The sequence below is a fragment of the Anianabacter salinae genome (genome assembly GCF_019061145.1).
GTDB classification, from domain to species: domain Bacteria; phylum Pseudomonadota; class Alphaproteobacteria; order Rhodobacterales; family Rhodobacteraceae; genus Anianibacter; species Anianibacter salinarum.
In genome coordinates this window covers 18,642-37,729 of record NZ_JAHQZS010000005.1, presented here as the reverse complement: position 1 = coordinate 37,729, position 19,088 = coordinate 18,642, and the positions used below count along the sequence as shown (strand labels likewise).

Sequence of the window (19,088 nt, the reverse complement as noted above, 5' to 3'; positions counted from 1 at the left end):
TCCCGACCAAAGATGGACAAGGGGTGATGCGGCTTTCGATCACGTCCATGACCCTGTCGCATTTCCGGTCGCACCGGCGCGCGAGATTGTCGCTCGACGGGCGGCCCGTGGCGCTGTTCGGGCCCAATGGCGCGGGCAAGACCAACGTGCTGGAGGCGGTCTCGCTGTTGTCGCCGGGCCGGGGTTTGCGGCGCGCGGCGGCGGACGAGATGGCGCGGCGGCCCGAGGCGATCGGCTGGAAGCTGGTGGCCGAGGTGGAAAGCCACGGCCAGTCGCACGAGATCGAAAGCTGGGCAGAGCCCGGCGGCGCGCGTCAGGTGACGATCGACGGCAAACCGGCGGCGCAGGTCGCGCTGGGGCGGATCGTGCGGATGGTCTGGCTGGTCCCGTCGATGGACCGGCTTTGGATCGAGGGGGCTGACGGACGGCGGCGGTTTTTGGACCGCATGACGATGAGCTTTTTCCCTGAGCATGGCGACGAGACGCTGGCCTATGAAAAGGCGATGCGCGAGCGCAACCGGCTTTTGAAGGACATGGTGCGCGATGGCGCCTGGTATCGGGCCGTCGAGGCGCAGATGGCGAGTTCCGGCGCTGCGATCCACGCCGCGCGGGGCCGCGCGCTTGCCCGTCTGGCGGCGGCGCAGGCGGGGGCCGAGACGGCGTTCCCCGCGCCCGACCTGACGCTGGAGGCGCCCGCCGAGGCGCCGATGCCGAAGACTGCGGAGGACCTGGCCGACGCGCTGGCACACGGGCGCGGGCGTGACATGGCGGCGGGGCGCACGCTGACCGGGCCGCACCGCGCCGATCTGGGCGCGGTCTGGGCCGCAAAGGGCATCGAGGCGCGGCAGTGTTCCACCGGCGAGCAGAAGGCGCTGCTGATCTCGCTGATGTTGGCCAATGCCCGCGCGCTGGCCGAGGATTTCGGCGCGCCGCCGATCCTCTTGCTGGATGAGGTGGCGGCGCATCTTGACGCCGCCCGCCGCGCGGCGCTTTACGACGAGATCGCCGGGCTTGGCGCGCAGGCCTGGATGACCGGCACGGGGCCGGAGTTGTTCGAGGCGCTGGGCGACCGCGCGCAATACGTCGAAGTGACGGACGAGGCCGGTGCAAGCCGGATCGAGATGAAGGATGCACCATGACGATCTCGGCGTTGGAGCTTGCCGCCTATGCGGGCGCGCTGCTGATCCTGTTCCTGACCCCTGGCCCGGTCTGGGTGGCGCTGGTCGCCCGCGCGCTGTCGGGCGGGTTCCACGCGGCCTGGCCGCTGGCGCTGGGTGTCGTGGTCGGCGACATGCTTTGGCCGTTCCTCGCCATCCTTGGCGTCGCCTGGATCCTGACGGTGTTCTCGGGGTTCCTGGTCGCGCTGAAGTGGGTGGCGGCGGCGACCTTCCTTGTCATGGGCGTGCTGATCTGGCGCAACGCGGATGTCGAACTGTCGAAGGACAGCCGCCTGACGCGGCCCGGGATGCTGGCGGGATTTGCGGCGGGGCTGGCGGTCATCATCGGCAATCCCAAGGCGATCCTGTTCTACATGGGGATGCTGCCGGGGTTCTTCGACATCACCCGCGTCACCTGGATGGACATGGTGGTGATCTCGCTGATTTCGGCGATCGTGCCGCTGGCGGGCAATTTGGTGCTGGCGCTGTCCATCGACCGGGTGAAGCGGCTTTTGTCCTCGCCGCAGGCGGTGCGGCGCACCAACCGGACCGCCGGGGGACTGCTGATCGCGGTGGGTCTCGTGATCCCGTTCACGTGACTGCGCGCGATGCTGCAGGTGCTACCAAATCTTGTGTCCGGTGCGTGACAATCCCCCCATAAGCCCGTATAAAAACGGAAAAAGACGAAGGAAGGCACGGCATGGCCGACACCGTCCAGCCGCCGGAAGAATACGGCGCTGATTCAATCAAGGTTCTCAAAGGCTTGGAGGCGGTTCGCAAGCGCCCCGGCATGTATATCGGTGACACCGACGACGGGTCAGGTCTGCACCACATGGTGTACGAAGTCGTCGACAACGGCATCGACGAGGCGCTGGCCGGTCACGCCACCGAGGTGCGGGTGAAAATCCACGCCGACAACTCGGTTTCCGTGCGCGACAACGGCCGCGGAATCCCGGTGGGCATCCACGAGGGCGAAGGCGTTTCGGCGGCAGAGGTCATCATGACCCAGCTGCACGCGGGCGGGAAATTCGACCAGAATTCCTACAAGGTGTCGGGCGGTCTGCATGGTGTCGGCGTGTCGGTGGTGAATGCCCTGTCCGACTGGCTCGACCTGCGGATCTGGCGCGACGGGAAAGAGCATTACGCCCGCTTCGAACGCGGCGATACCGTCAAGCATCTTGAGGTCGTCGGCGACGCGCAGGGCCAGAAGGGCACCGAGGTGCGGTTCCTGGCCTCGACCACGACCTTTTCCAACCTCGAATACCAGTTCAAGACGCTGGAAAACCGCCTGCGCGAGCTGGCGTTCCTCAATTCCGGCGTCCGCATCGTGCTGGAGGACGAGCGTCCGGCGGAACCGGTCGAGTCTGTGCTGGAATACGAGGGCGGCGTGCGCGAGTTCGTCCGCTACGTCGACCGAAACAAGAGCCCGCTGATCGACCAGCCTATTTTCATCACCGGCGAACGCGACGGGATCACCGTCGAGGTCGCGATGTGGTGGAACGACAGCTACAACGAGATGGTGCTGCCGTTCACCAACAACATCCCGCAGCGCGACGGCGGCACGCACCTGGCGGGGTTTCGCGGCGCGTTGACCCGGACACTGAACATCTACGCGGGTCAGTCGGGCATTGCGAAGAAGGAAAAGATCAACTTTACCGGCGACGATGCCCGCGAAGGGCTGACCTGCATCCTGTCGGTCAAGGTGCCGGACCCCAAGTTCAGCTCTCAGACCAAGGACAAGCTGGTCTCGTCCGAGGTGCGCCCCGCCGTCGAGGGGTTGATGAACGAAAAGCTGACGGAATGGTTCGAAGAGAACCCCCAGACCGCCCGCATCATCGTCACCAAGATCGTCGAGGCCGCGCTGGCCCGCGAGGCGGCGCGCAAGGCGCGTGACCTGACGCGCAAGAAATCCGCGCTCGACATCGCGTCGCTGCCGGGCAAGCTGGCGGATTGCCAGGAAAAGAACCCCGAATTCCGCGAGCTGTTCCTTGTCGAGGGCGACAGCGCGGGCGGTTCGGCCAAACAGGGCCGGTCACGGCAGAACCAGGCCGTTCTGCCCCTGCGCGGCAAGATCCTGAACGTCGAACGTGCGCGGTTCGACCGGATGCTGTCCAGCCAGGAGATCGGCACGCTGATTACCGCGCTGGGCACCGGGATCGGACGCGACGAATTCGACCTCGGGAAGCTACGGTATCACAAGGTCATCATCATGACCGACGCCGACGTCGACGGCGCGCATATCCGCACGCTGCTGCTGACCTTCTTCTTCCGGCAGATGCCCCAGCTGATCGAGAACGGGCATCTCTTCATCGCGCAACCGCCGCTCTACAAGGTCGCGCGCGGGCGATCCGAGGTCTATCTCAAGGATCACCCGTCGCTCGAGGATTACCTGATCCAGATGGGCGTCGACGGCGCCGTTCTGCGTCTGGGCACGGGCGAGGACATCAGCGCGCAGGATCTGGCCCGCGTGGTCGAAGAGGCGCGTAACGTACGCCGCATCCTTCAGGCGTTCCCGACGCATTACTCGCACGCCATCCTGGAACAGTCCGCGATCGCGGGCGCCTTTGCCGTGGGGCAGATCGACACCGACCTGCAGGGCGTGGCGAACCGGGTGGCCGAACGGCTCGACCTGATCGCGCTGGAATACGAGAAGGGCTGGCAGGGGCGTCCGACGCAGGACAAGGGCCTGCGGCTGTGGCGTGTGCTGCGCGGGGTCGACGAGGTGCGCGTGCTTGACGGTGCCGTCCTGCGCTCGGGCGAGGCGCGGCGTCTGGGCGGGTTCACCGACATGCTGCGGGATGTCTACCGCGAACCGGCCAAGCTGATCCGCAAGGACAAGGAAATCAACATCTACGGCCCGCTCGATCTGCTGAACGCGATCCTTGAAGAGGGCGAGAAGGGCCTGAGCCTGCAACGCTACAAGGGTCTGGGCGAGATGAACCCCGGCCAACTGTGGGAAACCACGCTCGATCCCGAGGCGCGGACGCTGTTGCAGGTCCGGGTGGAGGATCTGGCGGAAGCAGATGACGTGTTCACCAAGCTGATGGGCGACGTGGTCGAGCCGCGCCGCGAATTCATCCAGCAGAACGCGCTGTCGGTGGAAAACCTCGACTTCTGATCCGGTGCCGGAACCGGCAAGATGGAACGGCCTCGCGCGTGCAGCGCGGGGCCGTTGTCGTTTCACGCCTTCCCACAAGATTTCAGAAAATACCGCGACGGAATTTCGCGTGGTTGCCGTATAGGCACCGCAACAGGTGAGTGAAGGATATTCCAGAATGATCGAAACACAGCATCGCCGCAGCGCCGGGCCACTGGTCGCCGCTCTTGCGGGGGCATGCCTTGCCGTCCCGGCGTACGCACATGACATGACGAACGAGATCCTGACGGATCGTTCGGCAAACTGCGCCGCCTACGTCGCCGACAACACGGCCCGGGCGACGGATGTTCAGAACAACCGCACCTTCGCGGCAAATGTCACCGTCACCGCGAACGGATCGACCTGCCGTGTGACGTCGAACGCGATCCCGAACCACGATTTCAACCGGACAGGTCGCTTCCATACGCCGGTACAAGAGGGCGCGCAGACCTACACGCTTCCGGCGGCGCCGCAGCGTGCGGCCCGGCCGACAGCCCTGAGCCTGACCTATGACAACGCCATCTTCCTGAACGGCGTGAAGCTGGACATGATGGCCGCCGGATGCTTCGGTGTCGGCAACGGGCGGATCGGCTGCAACGACATGTCGGCGCCCTACCGCTACGATCCCCTTGGCGCGGGCAACACCTTTGGCGCGGACGAGCACAACGCCCACACCCAGCCCGACGGAACCTACCATTACCACGGGAACCCGATGGCGCTGTTCCAGCAGACCGGGGCAACCGGTCCGTCCCCGGTGATCGGCTTTGCAGCTGACGGCTTTCCGATCTTTGGAAGCTACATTGTCGACGGTGGAACGCTGCGCAAGGCGCAGTCCAGCTATCGGCTCAAGTCCGGTACGCGGACGGGCGGGCCCGGCGGCACCTATGACGGCACGTTCATCGACGACTGGGTCTATGTCGCGGGCTCGGGCGATCTGGATGAGTGCAACGGCATGGTTCAGGACGGCGTCTATGGCTATGTCGTGACCGACACCTATCCCCATGTGATGGGCTGCTTTGCGGGCACGCCCGACGCGTCGTTCCGCAAGCGCAGGCCATAAGACGCATCGGCCCCGGCGCCTTGATCGCGCCGGGGCCGATGGCGGGCGGCATGGCGGCTTACCATCCGTAGCCAAAGGTCACGCCGGTGTTGCCGCGTCCCGATTGGGTGACGTGGGTGCTGGCGCCGCGCCCGAATTGGAAGATCCCGTGCGAATTGCGGCGCCCGGACTGCTCAAGCGACGCGTCGTGATCGCTTCCGTCCTGGTGGATAATGCCGGAATTGCCCCGTCCGGTCTGGGACAGCGCTGCGGCATTGCGGATGCCGTTCTGGGTGACGTGGCCGTTGGTCTGCACGTCCTGCACCAGCCCGTAGATGGCCAGCGCACCGCGAATGGCCCGCGCTTCGTCCGAGGTCTGCGCATTATAGCTGAAGTTGATGCTGCCCCCGGCCTGCGCGACGGGTGCGGTGCAGGCAAGGGCGAGGGCGGCGGCGGCGAGGGTCTGGCGGATCATGGCAGTGGTCCTTTCGGGGTACGGGGTCAGTCGGATTTCAGTCTTGGGTCAAAGGTCGACGGGCTGGTCGGCCTCGCCACAGCGGTAGGTCTTGCCGCCCAGCCGCAGCGTCAACGTGGCGTCGATGTCGGCGGCGCGGCCTGACATGCGGGCTTCGCCCAGCGTCTCGGTCCGGCCCGCGCGCAGATCGACATCACCGCTCTGGCGGATCGTGGCGCTGCCTGCGCGGCCGGACTGCTTGATGACCAGGTCGTAGTCGCCGGTCATGGGCGTGTCGGCGCGGGCGGTGGCAAAGACACGCAAGCCGCCGTTGTCGGGCAGGATATTGACGGCGCAGGCGATGGGCTTGCGGTCGTCCGGCGCGGCGTTGTCCGCCAGCGTCGTGCAGCCGATGCCCACAGCGCCGATCAGCGCCGAGACGGGCAGGATGTGCGAAAGAAGGGTCATGTCGGGTCTCCTGTTCAGGGGGAGGCGGGGCCGGATCTGGCCCCGCCGCCAAGGGGTCAGTCCTGGATGATGACGGCGACGTTGCCGTGGCCGACCTGGCGCGCATTGGCCGAGTTGCCGTTGCCGCCCTGGATCACGGCGACCGCGTTGCCCGACCCGTGCTGGTCGAGCGTGGCGCGGTTGTTTCGACCGAACTGCGCGATGCCCGAGATGTTGTCGTGGCCGGACTGGTCGACGTCGGCGGTATTGCGGCGGCCTTCCTGGCCGATGACGGTGCGGTTGTAGCCGCCGTTCTGCCGGATCGTCGCGCTGTTACGGCGCCCGTCCTGGTAGACCGTCGTGCGGTTGCGGTTGCCGTTCTGGTAGGCGCCGATGGCATGTCCGCCGCCGGTCTGCTCGAAATAGATGTACGAGCCGCCCGCCGCGACGGGTGCGGTGCCAAGCGTGAAGATCAGTGCGACGGATGCGGTGGTGCGGGTGAGGAAGGTCGAGAATGTCATGGGTCTGTCCTTTCGGGTCCTGGTTGGTCTCTGGCTCGGCCGACCCGGAATGTGCGGGGGCAGCGACCGATGAGACCAAGCTGGGGGCGACCCGTTTAGTCAGGCAATAACACGGCAAAGCTATCCGATGACCCGCCGGATGTTATCGGATAACGCGTTGTTTTAAATGTTGAAATGCGCGGCGACGTTTCAGTCGCCCAAGTGATCCTCGCCGCGCGCCCGCGCCAGAAGGATCTGCTTTTGCCGCTCGCGGAACCGGTCGCGGTCGGCCTCGGAGTAGTCGCCGACACAGTGATGACATTGCACGCCGGCTTCGTATTCGGGCCGTCCCTTGTCCTGCGGCAGAATCGGTCGGCGGCAAGCGTGGCACAACTCGTGCGGCCCCTCGCGCAGGCCATGCCCGACACTGACGCGCTGGTCGAAGACAAAACAGTCGCCGTGCCAGAGGCTGTCATCCTGCGGCACCTCTTCGAGGTATTTCAGGATGCCGCCCTTCAAGTGATAGACCTCGTCCACCCCCTCGCCGAGCAGGTAGTTGGTCGATTTCTCGCAGCGAATCCCGCCAGTGCAGAACATCGCGATCCGCTTGTTGTGGAAACGGTGCTTGTTCCTGGCCCACCACTCCGGGAACTCGCCGAAGCTTTTGGTCTGTGGGTCGATGGCGCCGTCAAAGCTGCCGATGGCGACCTCGTAGTCATTGCGGGTGTCGATCACCGCCACATCGGGTGCCGCGATCAGCGCATTCCAGTCCTTCGGCTCGACATAGTGGCCGACAGAGGCGGTCGGATCGACTTGCGGCTGGCCCATCGTGACGATCTCGCGCTTCAGCCGCACCTTGAGCCGGGCGAACGGCATGTCGGTTGCCGTGCTTTCCTTCCAGTCGAGATCAGCGCACCCCGGCAGCGACCGGATATGCGCCAGCACCGCGTCGATGCCCGCGCGCGGGCCTGCGATGGTGCCGTTGATCCCCTCATGCGCCAGCAGCAGCGTGCCGCGCACGCCATTCGCGCACCCAACCTCGGCCAGCGGCGCCTTGAGCGCGGCAGGGTCCGGGAACGGCGTGAACTTGTAGAGCGCGGCAACGATATACATGCGCGCGGAGATACGCAGGCCAGCGGGCCGGATCAAGCCGCCGTTGACGCGGGCGCCCCGCGATCCTACCCAAGGGCCAAAGCAGGAGGACCGCCATGCGACCCGCAAACGAAGCCCTGATCGTGATCGACGTGCAGAACGATTTCTGCCCCGGGGGCGCCTTGGCCGTCACGGGCGGCGACGAGATCGTGCCCGGCATCAACGCGCTTCTGGACGAATTTTCCGTCCGCGTGTTCACGCAGGACTGGCACCCGGCGGGGCATTCGTCCTTTGCGTCCCAGCACGCGGGCAAGTCTCCGTTCGACACCACCGAAATGCCCTATGGCACACAAGTGCTCTGGCCCGACCACTGCGTGCAGGGCACCCAAGGCGCGGCGTTCCACGAAGGGCTGAACCTCGAACCGGCGGACCTGATCCTCCGCAAGGGGTTTCGCCCCCAGATCGACAGTTATTCCGCGTTCTTCGAGAACGACCATGAAACCCCCACGGGGCTGGAAGGCTACCTGCGCACGCGCGGCGTCGACACGCTTACCATGGTCGGTCTGGCCACCGATTTCTGCGTGAACTTCTCGGCGGTGGATGCCGCAAGGCTGGGGTTTCACGTCACTGTCCGGCAGGACCTGTGCCGCGCCATCGACATGGACGGATCGCTCAAGGCCGCGCAGGCCGGGATGGCTGAGGTGGGTGTCCGGTTGGCGGGCTCCGACGCCACCTAGATTCGCAGCCAGGTTTCGCCCTGTTTTCCGGCCTGGTCGACGCCTTGGCCCGCACCGCTGCCGGCAGAGGTCAGCCGAAGCGCTTCGAGCTTCGCCGTCCAGTGGATCGCGAGATCAGCGAAATTCAACGTGACCCTTTCGAACACTTCTTCGGTCACAAGACGCAACTCTTGCGACAGCCAGAGCACGACCTGTGGCTCATCCGATGCGAGGCTGAACTGAGCGCCCTTGGTCTCAAGGCCAAGATGATTGAGCCGCATCAACTCTTCCAGAAGCGCGCTGTCGGCACCACCTGGGGTGTAGCGCCCAAGGTTGGCAATCCAGAACACGCGGTCTGATGCCTGTGGAACCTCGATGCGGAACACAAGCCCGCTGTCATCCTGAAGGATGCACTGCCCGTCTTCGTCAAGGGAAAGCCCACCTTGCGAGATGGATTGAAGATGCGCGTGGATGGTGTGCCGGTCGCCCATGTCAAAGCCTGTCATTGTTGGGATGTTCGAGCGAGGCAGGCCGACGGGCCGCCGTGTTCTCGCGGTCTGTCACAACGGTAAAGTTTCCTACATCGCCAGTGATCGAAATTGCAGGTATTTCAAGTGCCTGCGAGAAGCCGGGCATGCCGTTGTCAAGGCCGACATGGGTGTTGTTGTGCGCCGCGCCCGCGAGGATCACGAACTTCTCGCCTCCTTGAAGATTGTTCTCGAGATTGTGCTGGGCGAACATGTTCATGTTGCCCATCCGCACTTCCATCGAGTGAACCGGATCTTGCGATGCATTGAGGTTCACATCGTCGCCTCCGACGATCCGCATGTCACGTAGCTGTGGCGTGTCGTGCATCTTGGTCAGCAGCCCGGTGAAGCTTTCGGCCCCGACATGCCCACGGTCGATGGACTTCAGGATTACAGCAAGATCCTGTGACATTGGCGTGCCGATATCGGTCGCCATGTAGTCGCGGATCAGGTCGCCCGTCACGGATTCCTTGAGATGCTCGATCACGAGAACCCTGACGCCGGCATGATGAAGGTTTTCGAGGTTCGCGTGCAGGAATTGTTTCGATGCCGTATCGCTGTGCGCCTCGCTGATTGCGAACCCGTCCCGGCCTCCTTCGAAACCAAACAGAGCGTCGATCCTGTCGGAATCGCTTGGCGCAAGGTTCAGGGTATTGTCCAGGGCGTCGAGGTTGCCGGCCGCGAAATCCGTGTCGAAGGTACCGTAATCCATGGAGCCGTATTCGGTATGCATGGTCAGGACGGCGTCAAACCGACGGTCCTGCCGTTCTTCCATGGGGCCGGGCAATCCTGCGAACTCTTCAAGCGCGAGACCATTGTTGTTCCGTCCGAAGTCGGAAAGCTGCCCTTCGGCCCAGACCGCTGAAGTCAGCTCTGACTTGAATGTGAAATCCGGGAACCCGCCGCCCGTCAACACGATCTGCTCTTGGGGCACGTTCCGCGTGGCCAAGAGGTTCGATGCCTCGGCCAAGACATCCGAAAGTGCCTGATACTCCATCCCGATGGTCAAGGTGCGCGCGTCCTGATCCATCTGGACGTTTGGCAGAAAGCCAAAGCTCTGAAGCTTTGTGAGCGCCTCGAACATCTTGTCAAAGCGTTCGACGTTCTGGATTCTTGCATGAAAAACCGGCTCGAATCCAAGGATTGCCGCGCTCTTGGGTGGGGGGTGTCCCGACGGGGCCTTCAGATCCTGCATGAACTGGTCTTGCGACGATCTTTGCAGCATGTAGTCGGTCGCGCCCGCCCGCACCTCTCCACGCATTTCTTGGCCCGCAAGGGTCAGCACCTTGTCCGCAAGTCGTGGGTTCTCGAAGCTTTCGTCAAGAATTGCGTTGATCGTCGCGGGGCCCACTGCCGCATTCGGAAGTGTCGCACTCGTCATCATCTGCCGAAGGCCCTGGGCAAATACGGGATCCTGCAACGCGAGTTTGCCCATCTTCACCGTGGTCTGATCGGTCATTCCCAGGGGATTGATACCCGCCGACTGCAAGAGCCTCCGTGCAGCCTGAAGGTTGTTGTGCTGGATCGCCTGGCCCGGATCGGCGGCCTTGAGGGAATTCATCTGGCGCTTGGACACGCCCGAGGCGATGTGTTGATGCGAGACGGGATTGTAGACTGCGACCTGCGACTTCTTGGAGAAGAATTGCTTGAAGCGATCAAAGGTGCTCCCCGATCCCTCGGCGCGCCCTGTATCCATGGATTTCGCAACCATCACGGTTGCATTGGTGTCCCCGATCCGTGCCATGCGGCCCTCCCTCTATCCACCTTCATGCTAGAGAACGCTTAGGGTAGATTGGGTGCCGAACAATACGCGCCATTTCCTGAATACTTGACGGCCGACCTTGTGCATCCCCAACAGGGTTTGATCTAACATCGCGCAAGATACCGAAGGAAACCTGCAGATGGTCGACATCGCCACGCGCGTCTATAACCACAAGTGGAAGATCGACCCGATCGTCCGCTCGCTGATCGACACCGACTTCTACAAGCTGCTGATGTGCCAGTCGGTGTTCCGCAACAAGCCGGACACTCGCGTCACGTTCTCGCTCATCAATCGCTCGAAGGACGTGCGCCTTGCCGAGCTGGTGGACGAGGGCGAGTTGCGCGAACAGCTTGACCATATCCGGTCGCTGTCCCTGTCGCGCGGCGAATCCACCTGGATGCGCGGCAACACCTTTTACGGCAAGCGCCAGATGTTCACGCCCGAGTTCATGGACTGGTTCGAGGCGCTGCGCCTGCCGCCCTATCACCTCGAGGTGCGCGACGGGCAATACGAACTGACCTTCGAAGGCGCATGGCCCGAGGTGATGCTGTGGGAAATCCCGGCGCTGGCGGTCCTGATGGAGCTGCGCTCTCGCGCGGTGCTCGCCGGGATGGGCCGGTTCGAGCTTCAGGTGCTATATGCCCGCGCGATGACCAAGCTGTGGGAAAAGATCGGGCGCCTGCGGACGCTTCCGAACCTCAAGATCGCCGATTTCGGCACCCGGCGGCGGCACAGTTTCCTGTGGCAGGACTGGTGCGTGCAGGCGATGGAGGAAGGGCTGGGCAACGCCTTTGTCGGCACGTCCAACTGCCTGATCGCCATGCGCCGCGAGGTCGAGGCGATCGGCACCAACGCGCATGAATTGCCGATGGTGTATTCCGCGCTGGCGCAGACCGACGAAGAGCTTCTCGCCGCCCCCTACAAGGTTCTGTCCGATTGGCAGGACGAGCATGACGGCAACCTGCGCATCATCCTGCCCGACACCTATGGCACGCAAGGTTTCCTGCAGCGCGCGCCGGACTGGCTGGTCGGCTGGACGGGCATCCGCATCGACAGCGGCGATCCCGCGACCGGGGCGGAAACCGCGATCCGCTGGTGGCAAGAGCGTGGCGAGGACCCCAAGCAGAAGCTGGTGATCTTCTCGGACGGGCTGGATGTCGCCAAGATCGAGGAGCTGCACGCGCAGTTCTCGGGCCGGGTGAAGGTGTCGTTCGGCTGGGGCACGCTTCTGACCAACGATTTTCGCGGGCTGGTGCCGAACGAGGGCCTCGCGCCGTTCTCGCTGGTCTGCAAAGCGGTCGCGGCGGATGGGCGCCCCACCGTCAAGCTGTCGGACAACCCCAACAAGGCGATGGGTCCGGGGCTCGAGGTGGCGCGCTACAAGCGTGTCTTCGAGGTCGGTCACCAGAACGCGATGGAGGTCCTGGTCTGACCGCGCGTCCGCAGCCATGACAGACCCCGGCAGCCATTCCTGGCCCGCGATCCCGCCGCCACCGGGTGACGTGGAGGACCCCGTGCCGTCCGCCCGTGGCCAGCGCCTGAAATATGCCGCGACCCGGCCCTGGCGGCGCGGCCTGACGTATTCCGAGTGGCTATCCTTCGGTCTGGACACGCGCCCGACCCCCGAGGCCCGCGATTTCCTCGGCACGCTCGGCGCGGCGCGGCTGGCGCTGCGGATCAACCGGCTGTCCAATCGGCGCGGGCTGGTGGGCGACAAGCTGTTGTTCGACGCGATGCTGCGCGGGGCCGGGCTGGACACGCCAGACCTGCTCGCCGTCTTCGGTCGCCCCGCGCCCATCGGCACGACGCATCTGCGCAGCGAGGCGCAGTTGCGCGAATTGCTGTCGGGTCCCGCCGCGATGCCCCTGTTCGGCAAGCCCGCGTCCGCGCAGCGGTCCGAGGACGCCATCGCCGCGACCGCCTTTGACCCTGCATCCGACAGCCTGATCCTGCTCGACGGACGCAGCGTTCCGGTCGCCCGCGTCTGGCAGCAGCTTGACCGCCAGCACCGCCATTCGGGCTATCTGTTCCAGCGGTTTGTCCCGCAGCACCCCGACCTGACCGCCATCGTCGGGCCGACCGTCGCCACCGTCCGGGTCATCACCCTGTTCCACAAGGGGCGCTGCCACATCCTGCGCACCGGCTGGAAGGTGCCGCATCTGAACGCGCTGGCCGACACGCCCCAGCGCGGCAACCTGTTCACGGCGGTCGACCCTGAAACCGGCCGCATCGCCGCCGCCTTCTCGCAGCCGTCCGTGCATTCCCCGCGCCACGCCGTTCACCCCGGAACCGGCGCGCGGATCGAGGGGGCGATGGTGCCGCACTGGGACAAGCTGATCCGCAAGACCCGCCGCGCGGCGGGGCTGATCCACGTCCTGCCGCTGGTCGGCTGGGACGTGGCGGTGGGTGCGAACGGCCCGGTGTTCATCGAGGCCAACACCAACCCCTCGCTCGAAGCCTACCAGGTGTTCGAGGGGCAGGGAGCCATGGCCGGAGACCAGGGGCGCCTTCTGCGCGAGGCACTGGCCGAGGCCGACGCGGGCGAGGTGGCGCGGCGCCGGGCGAAATGGCGGCGGCGGTGGGAGTATGTGCGGAAGGGGTAGGGCCTTCGTTCGCGCCTCAGTCCACCTTCCCCCGCAGCGCCTTCACCTCTCCGCGCTTTTTCTTCGCCTCCACCCGCTTTCGCTTCTGGTTGAGGGACACCTTCGTCGGGACGCGCCGCTTCGGCACCACCGTCGCGGCGCGGATCAGTTCGGCCAGGCGGTCGCGGGCGATTTCGCGGTTGCGGGTCTGGCTGCGCTCGTCGGACACCTGCAGGACGATGGCGCCGTCCTTCGTCCAGCGCCGCCCCGCCAGCCGCTTCAGCCGCCGCTTGACCGGCTCGGGCAGGTTCGGCGAGCGTTCCGCCTCGAACCGCAGCTCCACGGCGGAAGACACCTTGTTGACGTTCTGCCCGCCGGGACCGCCCGCGCGGATGAACTGTTCGACAAGCTCCCAGTCCTCGATGGTAATGCGGTCGGTGATCTGAAGCATATGCGGACAATAGGCGATGCGCCGGAAACGAAAAGGGCCGCCGGAAATACGGCGGCCCTTCGAGTCATACGGAGATGGGCCAGTTAGGACCTGGAGCCCAATCAGGATTGGTCTGTCTCAGGGACTGCCCTCAGACGTTAGTCCCCCTGACTGTTCCGACACCTCTCTCCAACATCACTCTCGACACTGGACCACCTCCTTTCATTGCGTTTCCGATATTTGGAGGTTGGCACATATTTGGTGTTTGTCAAAAGATTTTACGCAACCTGTGTGGTCAGTCTGGACACGATGACGCGAAACGGCACCAGGGCGAGCAGGGCGATGGCCAGTTTCACCAGCCAGTCCGCCACCGCAAGCGTCACCCAGAGCGGCAGGGCGGGTCCGAAGTTGAGGAACGGCACGGCGTCCCACGCCCAGGACACCTGATCGTTGGCGGCTGCGCCGAACAGCGTGACGCTGGCCGAGAAGGCGAGTGTAAAGAAGATCGCGGTGTCGAGCGCCGAGCCGACCACCGTCGAGGCCAGCGGCGCGGTCCACCACTTGCCGCCGCGCAGCCGATCGAACACCGCCACGTCGACAAGTTGCGCGATCAGGAACGCCGACGCCGATGCGATGGCGACCCGCAGCGGCACGGCGGCATAGCTGAACCCGTCGCCTTGCAGCATGATCTGCGTGCCGATCAGCGAGCAGACGATGCCGGTGATGAAACCGGCCAGGATCACGCGGCGCGCCGGGCCGGGGCCATAGACGCGGTTCATCACGTCGGTGACGAGAAAGGCGAGCGGGTAGGTGAACGCGCCCCAGGTCAGCAGCCCGTCGAGGATCAGGAACTGAACGAGGATGTTCGAGGCCACGACGATGGCGGCCATGGCGAGAACGCCGGGAAGAATGCGGGTCATGTCTGGTTTTCCGTTTTGACAAGGTCGCGGAGACTTGGCCCCCTTATGGGGACGGCGCCGTCTACCCCCGCGAAGGCGGCGGATCAAGTCATTCCGTCAGGACGAACTCTACGATCTCGGTGGTCTGGAAGGCATTGAAGTTGTCGTCCGAGATCATCGTCAGCCTGATCTGCCCGGCATCGTCCTGCCAGACCGACAGCCCTTCCAGGTTGTCGAAGTCCGCGACCTGCGTGGTCAATTCGGTGCGCTCGTCGCCGAATCCCTTGGGCCCGAGCGCAAAACTGCGCACACGGGTGCGAAAGCCGAAGATGCCGACCAGTTCGCGCTCCAGCAAGTAGAACCGGCCATCCGGCCCGAAATCGGCACCGACCGGCAACAGCTTGTCCCGGCGCGGTATGCGGTGGGGCTGGGTCCAGGTGCCGTCTTCGAACCGCCAGACCGGAAACGGCCTCGTCCAGGCGCCAGAGCGTTCCGGCATCGTGTAAAGCGCGCCGCCCGGGCCCGAAGCCAGAGCCTCCATCGCGGAATTGCGCTGGAATGCGGCAAAGCCGTCCGGAATCGGCAAAGGCTTGGCCGTCGTCCCGGGTGCCGGGTAAGACAACACGCGGTGCTCGCCTTCGAAGGAGATGAACAGGCGGCCATCTGCGCTCTGCGCCAGCCCTTCCGCGTCGGTCAGGTAGCGGCCCAGCGGCGCGCCCTTGGTGTTCAGCAGCGGGGTCAGGGTCACATCTGACACCCCGGACAGAAGGCCATCGGGCGTGCGGTCCAGCGCAGCTTGCGCGATCATGCCGTCATCGGTGATCGCGATGAACCGCGCGCCGTCCTCACTGACCTCGATACCGGAAAATCCGCCAAAGCCCTCGGCATCCATCGACCATTCGAAGCGCGCCGAAAAACGCGCCTCGGCGGCGGCCGAGGTGACGCCCCCCAAGGCCAGCGAGATCGCCGCTACTGCGACGAGAGAACGGATGTGCATTGAGCGGGCAGGTCGGCGAGCACGATTTCTCGTTTGGGCGCGGGTGCAGGCGCGTCGGGATCGCGCGGCGCGGGCGGCGGCGGGTTGAGGATGTTGTTCACCCATTGCTGCGCGTCGTCGCAGCCGTCTCCGGGCGGCGGCGGAGCCTGATCGATACAGCCCGGCGCACCGGCAGGGCAGGCCAGCCGAACATGGAAATGATAGTGATGCCCCCACCACGGCCGGATCTTGGCCAGCCAGGAACGGTCGCCCTTTTCGTCGTTGCACATCTGCACCTTGGCGCCCGCAAAGACAAAGATGCGCGCGACCGCCGGATCGCTGGCGGCGGCCTTCAGGATCTCGTGGTGCTGCCGTGTCCAGCTGTCGCTCACATAGGCGCCGTTCGCCCGCTGCATCGAGATCGAGCCAAGGTTCTCGCGGTCGGCGCGGGTCAGTGCCAGGTTGTTCGCAGGTCGCATCCAGATATCCGCATCCAGCCCGATCTGGTGCGAGGCGTGCCCGGTCAGCATCGGCCCGCCGCGCGGCTGTGACATGTCGCCGATGTAAAGCCCATCCCAGCCCGGCTGCTGCGCGGCCTTTTGCGACAGCCTCTCAAGATAGGCGACAAGGTTCGGATGGCCCCAGTTGCGATTGCGCGACAGGCGCATTGCCTGCCAGGTCGGCCCCGTTTCGGGCAGTCGCGCGCCGCCCGCCAGGCACCCCTTGGCGTAACCTCCAAAGGACTCTGACCGCTGGTTCGAGGCTAGAGGTACCCGCCCGAACAGCTGCTTGGCGATGGCAGAGGCGTCCAGATCGGTTTCGGCGCGCGACACGGCGGCGGCACGGGGACGGGTATCGCCCGAGATGTCGACATCGCGCGCGCTGCCGCCACCACAGGCGGCCAGCGCGAGGGTCAGGCCAAGGAGGGCGAGTTTGCGTGCCATGTTGCGTCCCGTTCGCCGTTTGGATGCACCCAGCGTAGCAGAAACAAGGCGATGATAAACAGCACGATGACCGGAGACAGGCCAATTCGCGCGCTTTCGCTGAGATAGGTCACGATGCCGATCATCGCGGGCGCAAGGAACGCGGTCGCCTTGCCCGACAGCGCATACAGCCCGAATGCCTCGGTCGGGCGTGCGGGGTCGGTGTGGCGCACCATCATCGTGCGGGATGCCGCCTGAAGCGCACCGCCCGCCGCGCCGATCGCCGCGCCGAGAATGTAGAAGGTGATGTCGGGCAGCGCCGATCCCTCGGCCAGGGGCACACCGAAGAAATCGGCCCGCGACATGCCGACGATGACGATGCAGACGGCGATAAGCACCCAGACGGTGAACAGGATCACGGGTTTCGGCCCGTATCGGCCGTCCGCCCGTCCGCCGATCCAGGTAAAGATCGCGGCCGTGATCGCCCCGATGATGCCGAAGATCCCGACCATCGTGATCGACCAGTCCAGCACCAGCGTCGCATAGACCCCGCCGAAGCCATAAAGCGCGTTCAGCGCGTCCCGGTAAAGCATCGACGACGCCAGATAGGACGCAAGGCTACGCCGCCGGAGGACCGAACGCAGCGACGCGCCAAGCTCTTGCATGGCCTTGCTGAAACTGCCGCCGGGGGCGGGCGGGCTGTCATCGCGGACCCACAGGAAGAACGGGATCATGAAGACCATGAACCAGATCGCGGTGAACGGCCCGACAAAGCGCGTGCCCTCGCGCATCGCTGGGTCGAACCCGAACAGCGGCGCGATCCCGATCAGGGTCGTGCCGCCCTCGCTTTCGGCAAAGAGCAGCAGCATGATGAACAGCGACACCACGCCGCCCGCATAGCCCAGCGCATAGCCCGAGCCGGAAATGCGCCCGATGTCGCTGTCGTCCGTCGCGCTTCCGCCCAGCGACGGCAGCAGCGCGTTGACGAACACCAGCGCGAACTCCGCCCCGACCATGCCGATCCCGAAGGCCAGAAGGGCGATCCAGATGGTCGAGCCGTCGGGATAGGTCCACCACAGCGCCGCCGTGCCCAGAACATAAAGCACCGAGAAGGCGTAGATGTAGCGCATCCGCCGCCCCGTAGTGTCCGCGAAAGCGCCAAGGATCGGTGCGGTGAAGGCGATCAAAAGACCGGTGACGGTCTGCCCAAGCGACCACATCGACTGCGCCCGTGCGTCGGCGACGGTTTCGGCCAGGCCGCCCGACATGAAGGCATTGGTAGCGATTGCCGCGAAATAGGGTCCGAAGACGAAGGTGAGCAGCAGCGTGTAGAACGGCTGGCTTGCCCAGTCGAACATCATCCAGCCGACGATGCGTTTCCTTGCGTCCGTCATGGTGCGCGCCTTTTCCTGCCTGCCCGCATAAGAGGCAAAGGGGCGGGTGCGCGCAACAGCCGTCGTTCAGGCGGGCTCGGGCGGCCAGGGCCGTGTGGCATCGGCGTCGATCCACGCCTTGACCCAGACCGGAAGCTCCGGTGCGGGGCCATCATGCCCAAGCGCCTCCAGAACCCTGTCCGTGGTCACGATGCCGCCGCGATCTGTGACCGCCGAGCGATACAAAGCCTGCCCCGCGCATTCGCCGCTGGCCTTCCACATCGTCTGGTCAAGGTAGACGAACCTGTCGTCCCAGCCGATGCAGCGTGACCGCATCTCGATCTTCTCGAAGGCGCGGATGCGGCGACGGTACCGCACCGAAACCCCTGCCATTGTCAGCCCCCAGCGCTGCCGCATCAGCATCTTCGTCAGTCCGGCGCGCTTGGCCAGCGGGATACGCCCCAGATCATAGAGCGTCAGGGTGCGCCCGTTGTTCAACTCAAGCCACAGGTCGATGTCCCAGGGCCAGCAGCGATGATGCGAGACATGGGTGCCCAGCAGGTCAAGCGGCGGCTGATTACGGGACAGCCAGAGTTCAAGGGCCATACGGCCAAAGGGATACATGATGGCTCTCCTGCTTTGCGGGCGCGTGGCAGTCCTCGCAGCCCCACCAGCCGCGTCAACCGCTACGCTGCGGCACCGGCTTGCGCTGCGGCAGCTTGCCCCCTAAGTGACACCGGAGTTTCGGGAAAAGGGCTGCGCCATGACCTCCATTCTTCAGATCCTGCTGCTGATCCTCGACGTGGTGTGGTTCATCATGATCGCGCATATCATCATGTCGTGGCTGATCACGTTCCAGGTGCTGAACCTGCGCCAGCAGTTCGTCGCGCAGGTCTGGAACGGCCTGAACCGGCTGCTCGAACCGATCTACGGCCCGATCCGCCGCATCCTGCCCGACACCGGAGGCCTCGATCTTGCGCCACTGATCGCGCTGATCGCCGTCTACGCGCTGCGCATCATCCTGATCAACAACGCCGCCGCGTTCTACTGACGCCTGGCCTCTCGCGCAGTATTT

General features: G+C 65.1%; 20 protein-coding genes. 8 read left to right on the top strand and 12 right to left on the bottom strand.

What is annotated here, in order from left to right; translation table 11 throughout:
- The first annotated feature begins 26 nt into the window (after positions 1-26).
- The 4 genes from recF to KTJ87_RS13615 all read left to right on the top strand — a co-directional run bounded on the left by recF (position 27) and on the right by KTJ87_RS13615 (position 5,353).
- On the top strand, positions 27-1,139 hold the full coding sequence (recF, locus tag KTJ87_RS13630) for a DNA replication/repair protein RecF (protein WP_407650496.1): 1,113 nt from the start codon (positions 27-29) through the stop codon (positions 1,137-1,139).
- Entirely contained in the window at positions 1,136-1,756 is a 621-nt protein-coding gene (locus KTJ87_RS13625) for a LysE family translocator (RefSeq protein WP_267139693.1), read from the top strand. Before recF ends, KTJ87_RS13625 begins: the two co-directional genes overlap by 4 nt.
- Before the next feature lie 101 nt (positions 1,757-1,857).
- Positions 1,858-4,275 carry a DNA topoisomerase (ATP-hydrolyzing) subunit B gene (gene gyrB / locus KTJ87_RS13620; protein ID WP_267139692.1) on the top strand — a complete coding sequence of 806 codons (2,418 nt, stop codon included), beginning with the start codon at positions 1,858-1,860 and terminating at the stop codon, positions 4,273-4,275.
- Between the two features lie 157 nt (positions 4,276-4,432).
- A complete protein-coding gene (locus KTJ87_RS13615) occupies positions 4,433-5,353 on the top strand; it encodes a YHYH protein (protein ID WP_267139691.1) in 921 nt (306 codons plus the stop codon).
- Positions 5,354-5,411: 58 nt separating this feature from the next.
- Here the strand turns inward: KTJ87_RS13615 and KTJ87_RS13610 are convergent, their stop codons facing one another.
- The 4 genes from KTJ87_RS13610 to trhO all read right to left on the bottom strand — a co-directional run bounded on the left by KTJ87_RS13610 (position 5,412) and on the right by trhO (position 7,846).
- Positions 5,412-5,807, bottom strand: coding sequence for a hypothetical protein (locus KTJ87_RS13610; RefSeq protein WP_267139690.1), 396 nt, complete (start codon positions 5,805-5,807; stop codon positions 5,412-5,414).
- Between the two features lie 48 nt (positions 5,808-5,855).
- Complete coding sequence (csgH, locus tag KTJ87_RS13605) at positions 5,856-6,254, bottom strand: curli-like amyloid fiber formation chaperone CsgH (protein WP_267139689.1); 399 nt, start codon at positions 6,252-6,254, stop codon at positions 5,856-5,858.
- 56 nt (positions 6,255-6,310) lie between these two features.
- The gene (locus tag KTJ87_RS13600; protein WP_267139688.1) at positions 6,311-6,754 is read right to left on the bottom strand and encodes a hypothetical protein; all 444 of its coding nucleotides are present in this window, start codon (positions 6,752-6,754) and stop codon (positions 6,311-6,313) included.
- Positions 6,755-6,943: 189 nt separating this feature from the next.
- The gene (gene trhO, locus KTJ87_RS13595; protein WP_267140016.1) at positions 6,944-7,846 is read right to left on the bottom strand and encodes an oxygen-dependent tRNA uridine(34) hydroxylase TrhO; all 903 of its coding nucleotides are present in this window, start codon (positions 7,844-7,846) and stop codon (positions 6,944-6,946) included.
- A gap of 95 nt (positions 7,847-7,941) precedes the next feature.
- Between trhO and pncA the strand changes: the two genes are divergently transcribed.
- Positions 7,942-8,562 (top strand): bifunctional nicotinamidase/pyrazinamidase, encoded by a 621-nt coding sequence (gene pncA / locus KTJ87_RS13590; RefSeq protein WP_267139687.1) that lies wholly within the window; start codon positions 7,942-7,944, stop codon positions 8,560-8,562.
- Here pncA and KTJ87_RS13585 read toward each other — a convergent pair.
- Complete coding sequence (locus KTJ87_RS13585) at positions 8,559-9,047, bottom strand: type III secretion system chaperone (RefSeq protein WP_267139686.1); 489 nt, start codon at positions 9,045-9,047, stop codon at positions 8,559-8,561. The two genes, pncA and KTJ87_RS13585, sit on opposite strands and share 4 nt — an antisense overlap.
- Complete coding sequence (locus tag KTJ87_RS13580; protein ID WP_267139685.1) at positions 9,034-10,812, bottom strand: TraB/GumN family protein; 1,779 nt, start codon at positions 10,810-10,812, stop codon at positions 9,034-9,036. Before KTJ87_RS13580 ends, KTJ87_RS13585 begins: the two co-directional genes overlap by 14 nt.
- A gap of 157 nt (positions 10,813-10,969) precedes the next feature.
- On the opposite strand from KTJ87_RS13580, the gene pncB reads away from it, so the two are divergent.
- Together pncB and KTJ87_RS13570 are read left to right on the top strand one after the other, a co-directional pair.
- Complete coding sequence (pncB, locus tag KTJ87_RS13575) at positions 10,970-12,262, top strand: nicotinate phosphoribosyltransferase (RefSeq protein WP_267139684.1); 1,293 nt, start codon at positions 10,970-10,972, stop codon at positions 12,260-12,262.
- A 16-nt stretch (positions 12,263-12,278) separates the two neighbouring features.
- Complete coding sequence (locus tag KTJ87_RS13570) at positions 12,279-13,433, top strand: sugar-transfer associated ATP-grasp domain-containing protein (protein WP_267139683.1); 1,155 nt, start codon at positions 12,279-12,281, stop codon at positions 13,431-13,433.
- 16 nt (positions 13,434-13,449) lie between these two features.
- Here the strand turns inward: KTJ87_RS13570 and arfB are convergent, their stop codons facing one another.
- The 6 genes from arfB to KTJ87_RS13540 all read right to left on the bottom strand — a co-directional run bounded on the left by arfB (position 13,450) and on the right by KTJ87_RS13540 (position 18,637).
- Positions 13,450-13,863: an alternative ribosome rescue aminoacyl-tRNA hydrolase ArfB gene (gene arfB / locus KTJ87_RS13565; protein WP_267139682.1), complete on the bottom strand. Its 414-nt coding sequence runs from the start codon at positions 13,861-13,863 to the stop codon at positions 13,450-13,452.
- Between the two features lie 257 nt (positions 13,864-14,120).
- Positions 14,121-14,762, bottom strand: coding sequence for a queuosine precursor transporter (locus KTJ87_RS13560; RefSeq protein ID WP_267139681.1), 642 nt, complete (start codon positions 14,760-14,762; stop codon positions 14,121-14,123).
- Positions 14,763-14,850: 88 nt separating this feature from the next.
- Positions 14,851-15,738, bottom strand: coding sequence for an esterase-like activity of phytase family protein (locus tag KTJ87_RS13555; RefSeq protein ID WP_267139680.1), 888 nt, complete (start codon positions 15,736-15,738; stop codon positions 14,851-14,853).
- The gene (mepA, locus tag KTJ87_RS13550; RefSeq protein WP_267139679.1) at positions 15,711-16,661 is read right to left on the bottom strand and encodes a penicillin-insensitive murein endopeptidase; all 951 of its coding nucleotides are present in this window, start codon (positions 16,659-16,661) and stop codon (positions 15,711-15,713) included. Before mepA ends, KTJ87_RS13555 begins: the two co-directional genes overlap by 28 nt.
- Positions 16,631-18,034 carry an MFS transporter gene (locus tag KTJ87_RS13545; RefSeq protein WP_267139678.1) on the bottom strand — a complete coding sequence of 468 codons (1,404 nt, stop codon included), beginning with the start codon at positions 18,032-18,034 and terminating at the stop codon, positions 16,631-16,633. Before KTJ87_RS13545 ends, mepA begins: the two co-directional genes overlap by 31 nt.
- Positions 18,035-18,100: 66 nt before the next feature.
- The gene (locus tag KTJ87_RS13540) at positions 18,101-18,637 is read right to left on the bottom strand and encodes an acyl-CoA thioesterase (protein ID WP_267139677.1); all 537 of its coding nucleotides are present in this window, start codon (positions 18,635-18,637) and stop codon (positions 18,101-18,103) included.
- A 139-nt stretch (positions 18,638-18,776) separates the two neighbouring features.
- On the opposite strand from KTJ87_RS13540, the gene KTJ87_RS13535 reads away from it, so the two are divergent.
- Entirely contained in the window at positions 18,777-19,064 is a 288-nt protein-coding gene (locus tag KTJ87_RS13535; protein ID WP_267139676.1) for a YggT family protein, read from the top strand.
- The last annotated feature ends 24 nt before the right edge of the window (positions 19,065-19,088 follow it).

What these genes read in the sequence shown, in the direction of transcription:
- KTJ87_RS13555 (WP_267139680.1), bottom strand. Translation starts at nt 15,738, where the DNA reads ATGCACATCCGTTCTCTCGTCGCAGTAGCGGCGATCTCGCTGGCCTTG.
- recF (WP_407650496.1), top strand. Translation starts at nt 27, where the DNA reads ATGCGGCTTTCGATCACGTCCATGACCCTGTCGCATTTCCGGTCGCAC.
- KTJ87_RS13540 (WP_267139677.1), bottom strand. Translation starts at nt 18,637, where the DNA reads ATGTATCCCTTTGGCCGTATGGCCCTTGAACTCTGGCTGTCCCGTAAT.
- csgH (WP_267139689.1), bottom strand. Translation starts at nt 6,254, where the DNA reads ATGACCCTTCTTTCGCACATCCTGCCCGTCTCGGCGCTGATCGGCGCT.
- KTJ87_RS13570 (WP_267139683.1), top strand. Translation starts at nt 12,279, where the DNA reads ATGACAGACCCCGGCAGCCATTCCTGGCCCGCGATCCCGCCGCCACCG.
- KTJ87_RS13615 (WP_267139691.1), top strand. Translation starts at nt 4,433, where the DNA reads ATGATCGAAACACAGCATCGCCGCAGCGCCGGGCCACTGGTCGCCGCT.
- mepA (WP_267139679.1), bottom strand. Translation starts at nt 16,661, where the DNA reads ATGGCACGCAAACTCGCCCTCCTTGGCCTGACCCTCGCGCTGGCCGCC.
- KTJ87_RS13560 (WP_267139681.1), bottom strand. Translation starts at nt 14,762, where the DNA reads ATGACCCGCATTCTTCCCGGCGTTCTCGCCATGGCCGCCATCGTCGTG.
- KTJ87_RS13535 (WP_267139676.1), top strand. Translation starts at nt 18,777, where the DNA reads ATGACCTCCATTCTTCAGATCCTGCTGCTGATCCTCGACGTGGTGTGG.
- KTJ87_RS13585 (WP_267139686.1), bottom strand. Translation starts at nt 9,047, where the DNA reads ATGACAGGCTTTGACATGGGCGACCGGCACACCATCCACGCGCATCTT.
- KTJ87_RS13625 (WP_267139693.1), top strand. Translation starts at nt 1,136, where the DNA reads ATGACGATCTCGGCGTTGGAGCTTGCCGCCTATGCGGGCGCGCTGCTG.
- trhO (WP_267140016.1), bottom strand. Translation starts at nt 7,846, where the DNA reads ATGTATATCGTTGCCGCGCTCTACAAGTTCACGCCGTTCCCGGACCCT.
- pncB (WP_267139684.1), top strand. Translation starts at nt 10,970, where the DNA reads ATGGTCGACATCGCCACGCGCGTCTATAACCACAAGTGGAAGATCGAC.
- KTJ87_RS13610 (WP_267139690.1), bottom strand. Translation starts at nt 5,807, where the DNA reads ATGATCCGCCAGACCCTCGCCGCCGCCGCCCTCGCCCTTGCCTGCACC.
- arfB (WP_267139682.1), bottom strand. Translation starts at nt 13,863, where the DNA reads ATGCTTCAGATCACCGACCGCATTACCATCGAGGACTGGGAGCTTGTC.
- pncA (WP_267139687.1), top strand. Translation starts at nt 7,942, where the DNA reads ATGCGACCCGCAAACGAAGCCCTGATCGTGATCGACGTGCAGAACGAT.
- gyrB (WP_267139692.1), top strand. Translation starts at nt 1,858, where the DNA reads ATGGCCGACACCGTCCAGCCGCCGGAAGAATACGGCGCTGATTCAATC.
- KTJ87_RS13545 (WP_267139678.1), bottom strand. Translation starts at nt 18,034, where the DNA reads ATGACGGACGCAAGGAAACGCATCGTCGGCTGGATGATGTTCGACTGG.
- KTJ87_RS13600 (WP_267139688.1), bottom strand. Translation starts at nt 6,754, where the DNA reads ATGACATTCTCGACCTTCCTCACCCGCACCACCGCATCCGTCGCACTG.
- KTJ87_RS13580 (WP_267139685.1), bottom strand. Translation starts at nt 10,812, where the DNA reads ATGGCACGGATCGGGGACACCAATGCAACCGTGATGGTTGCGAAATCC.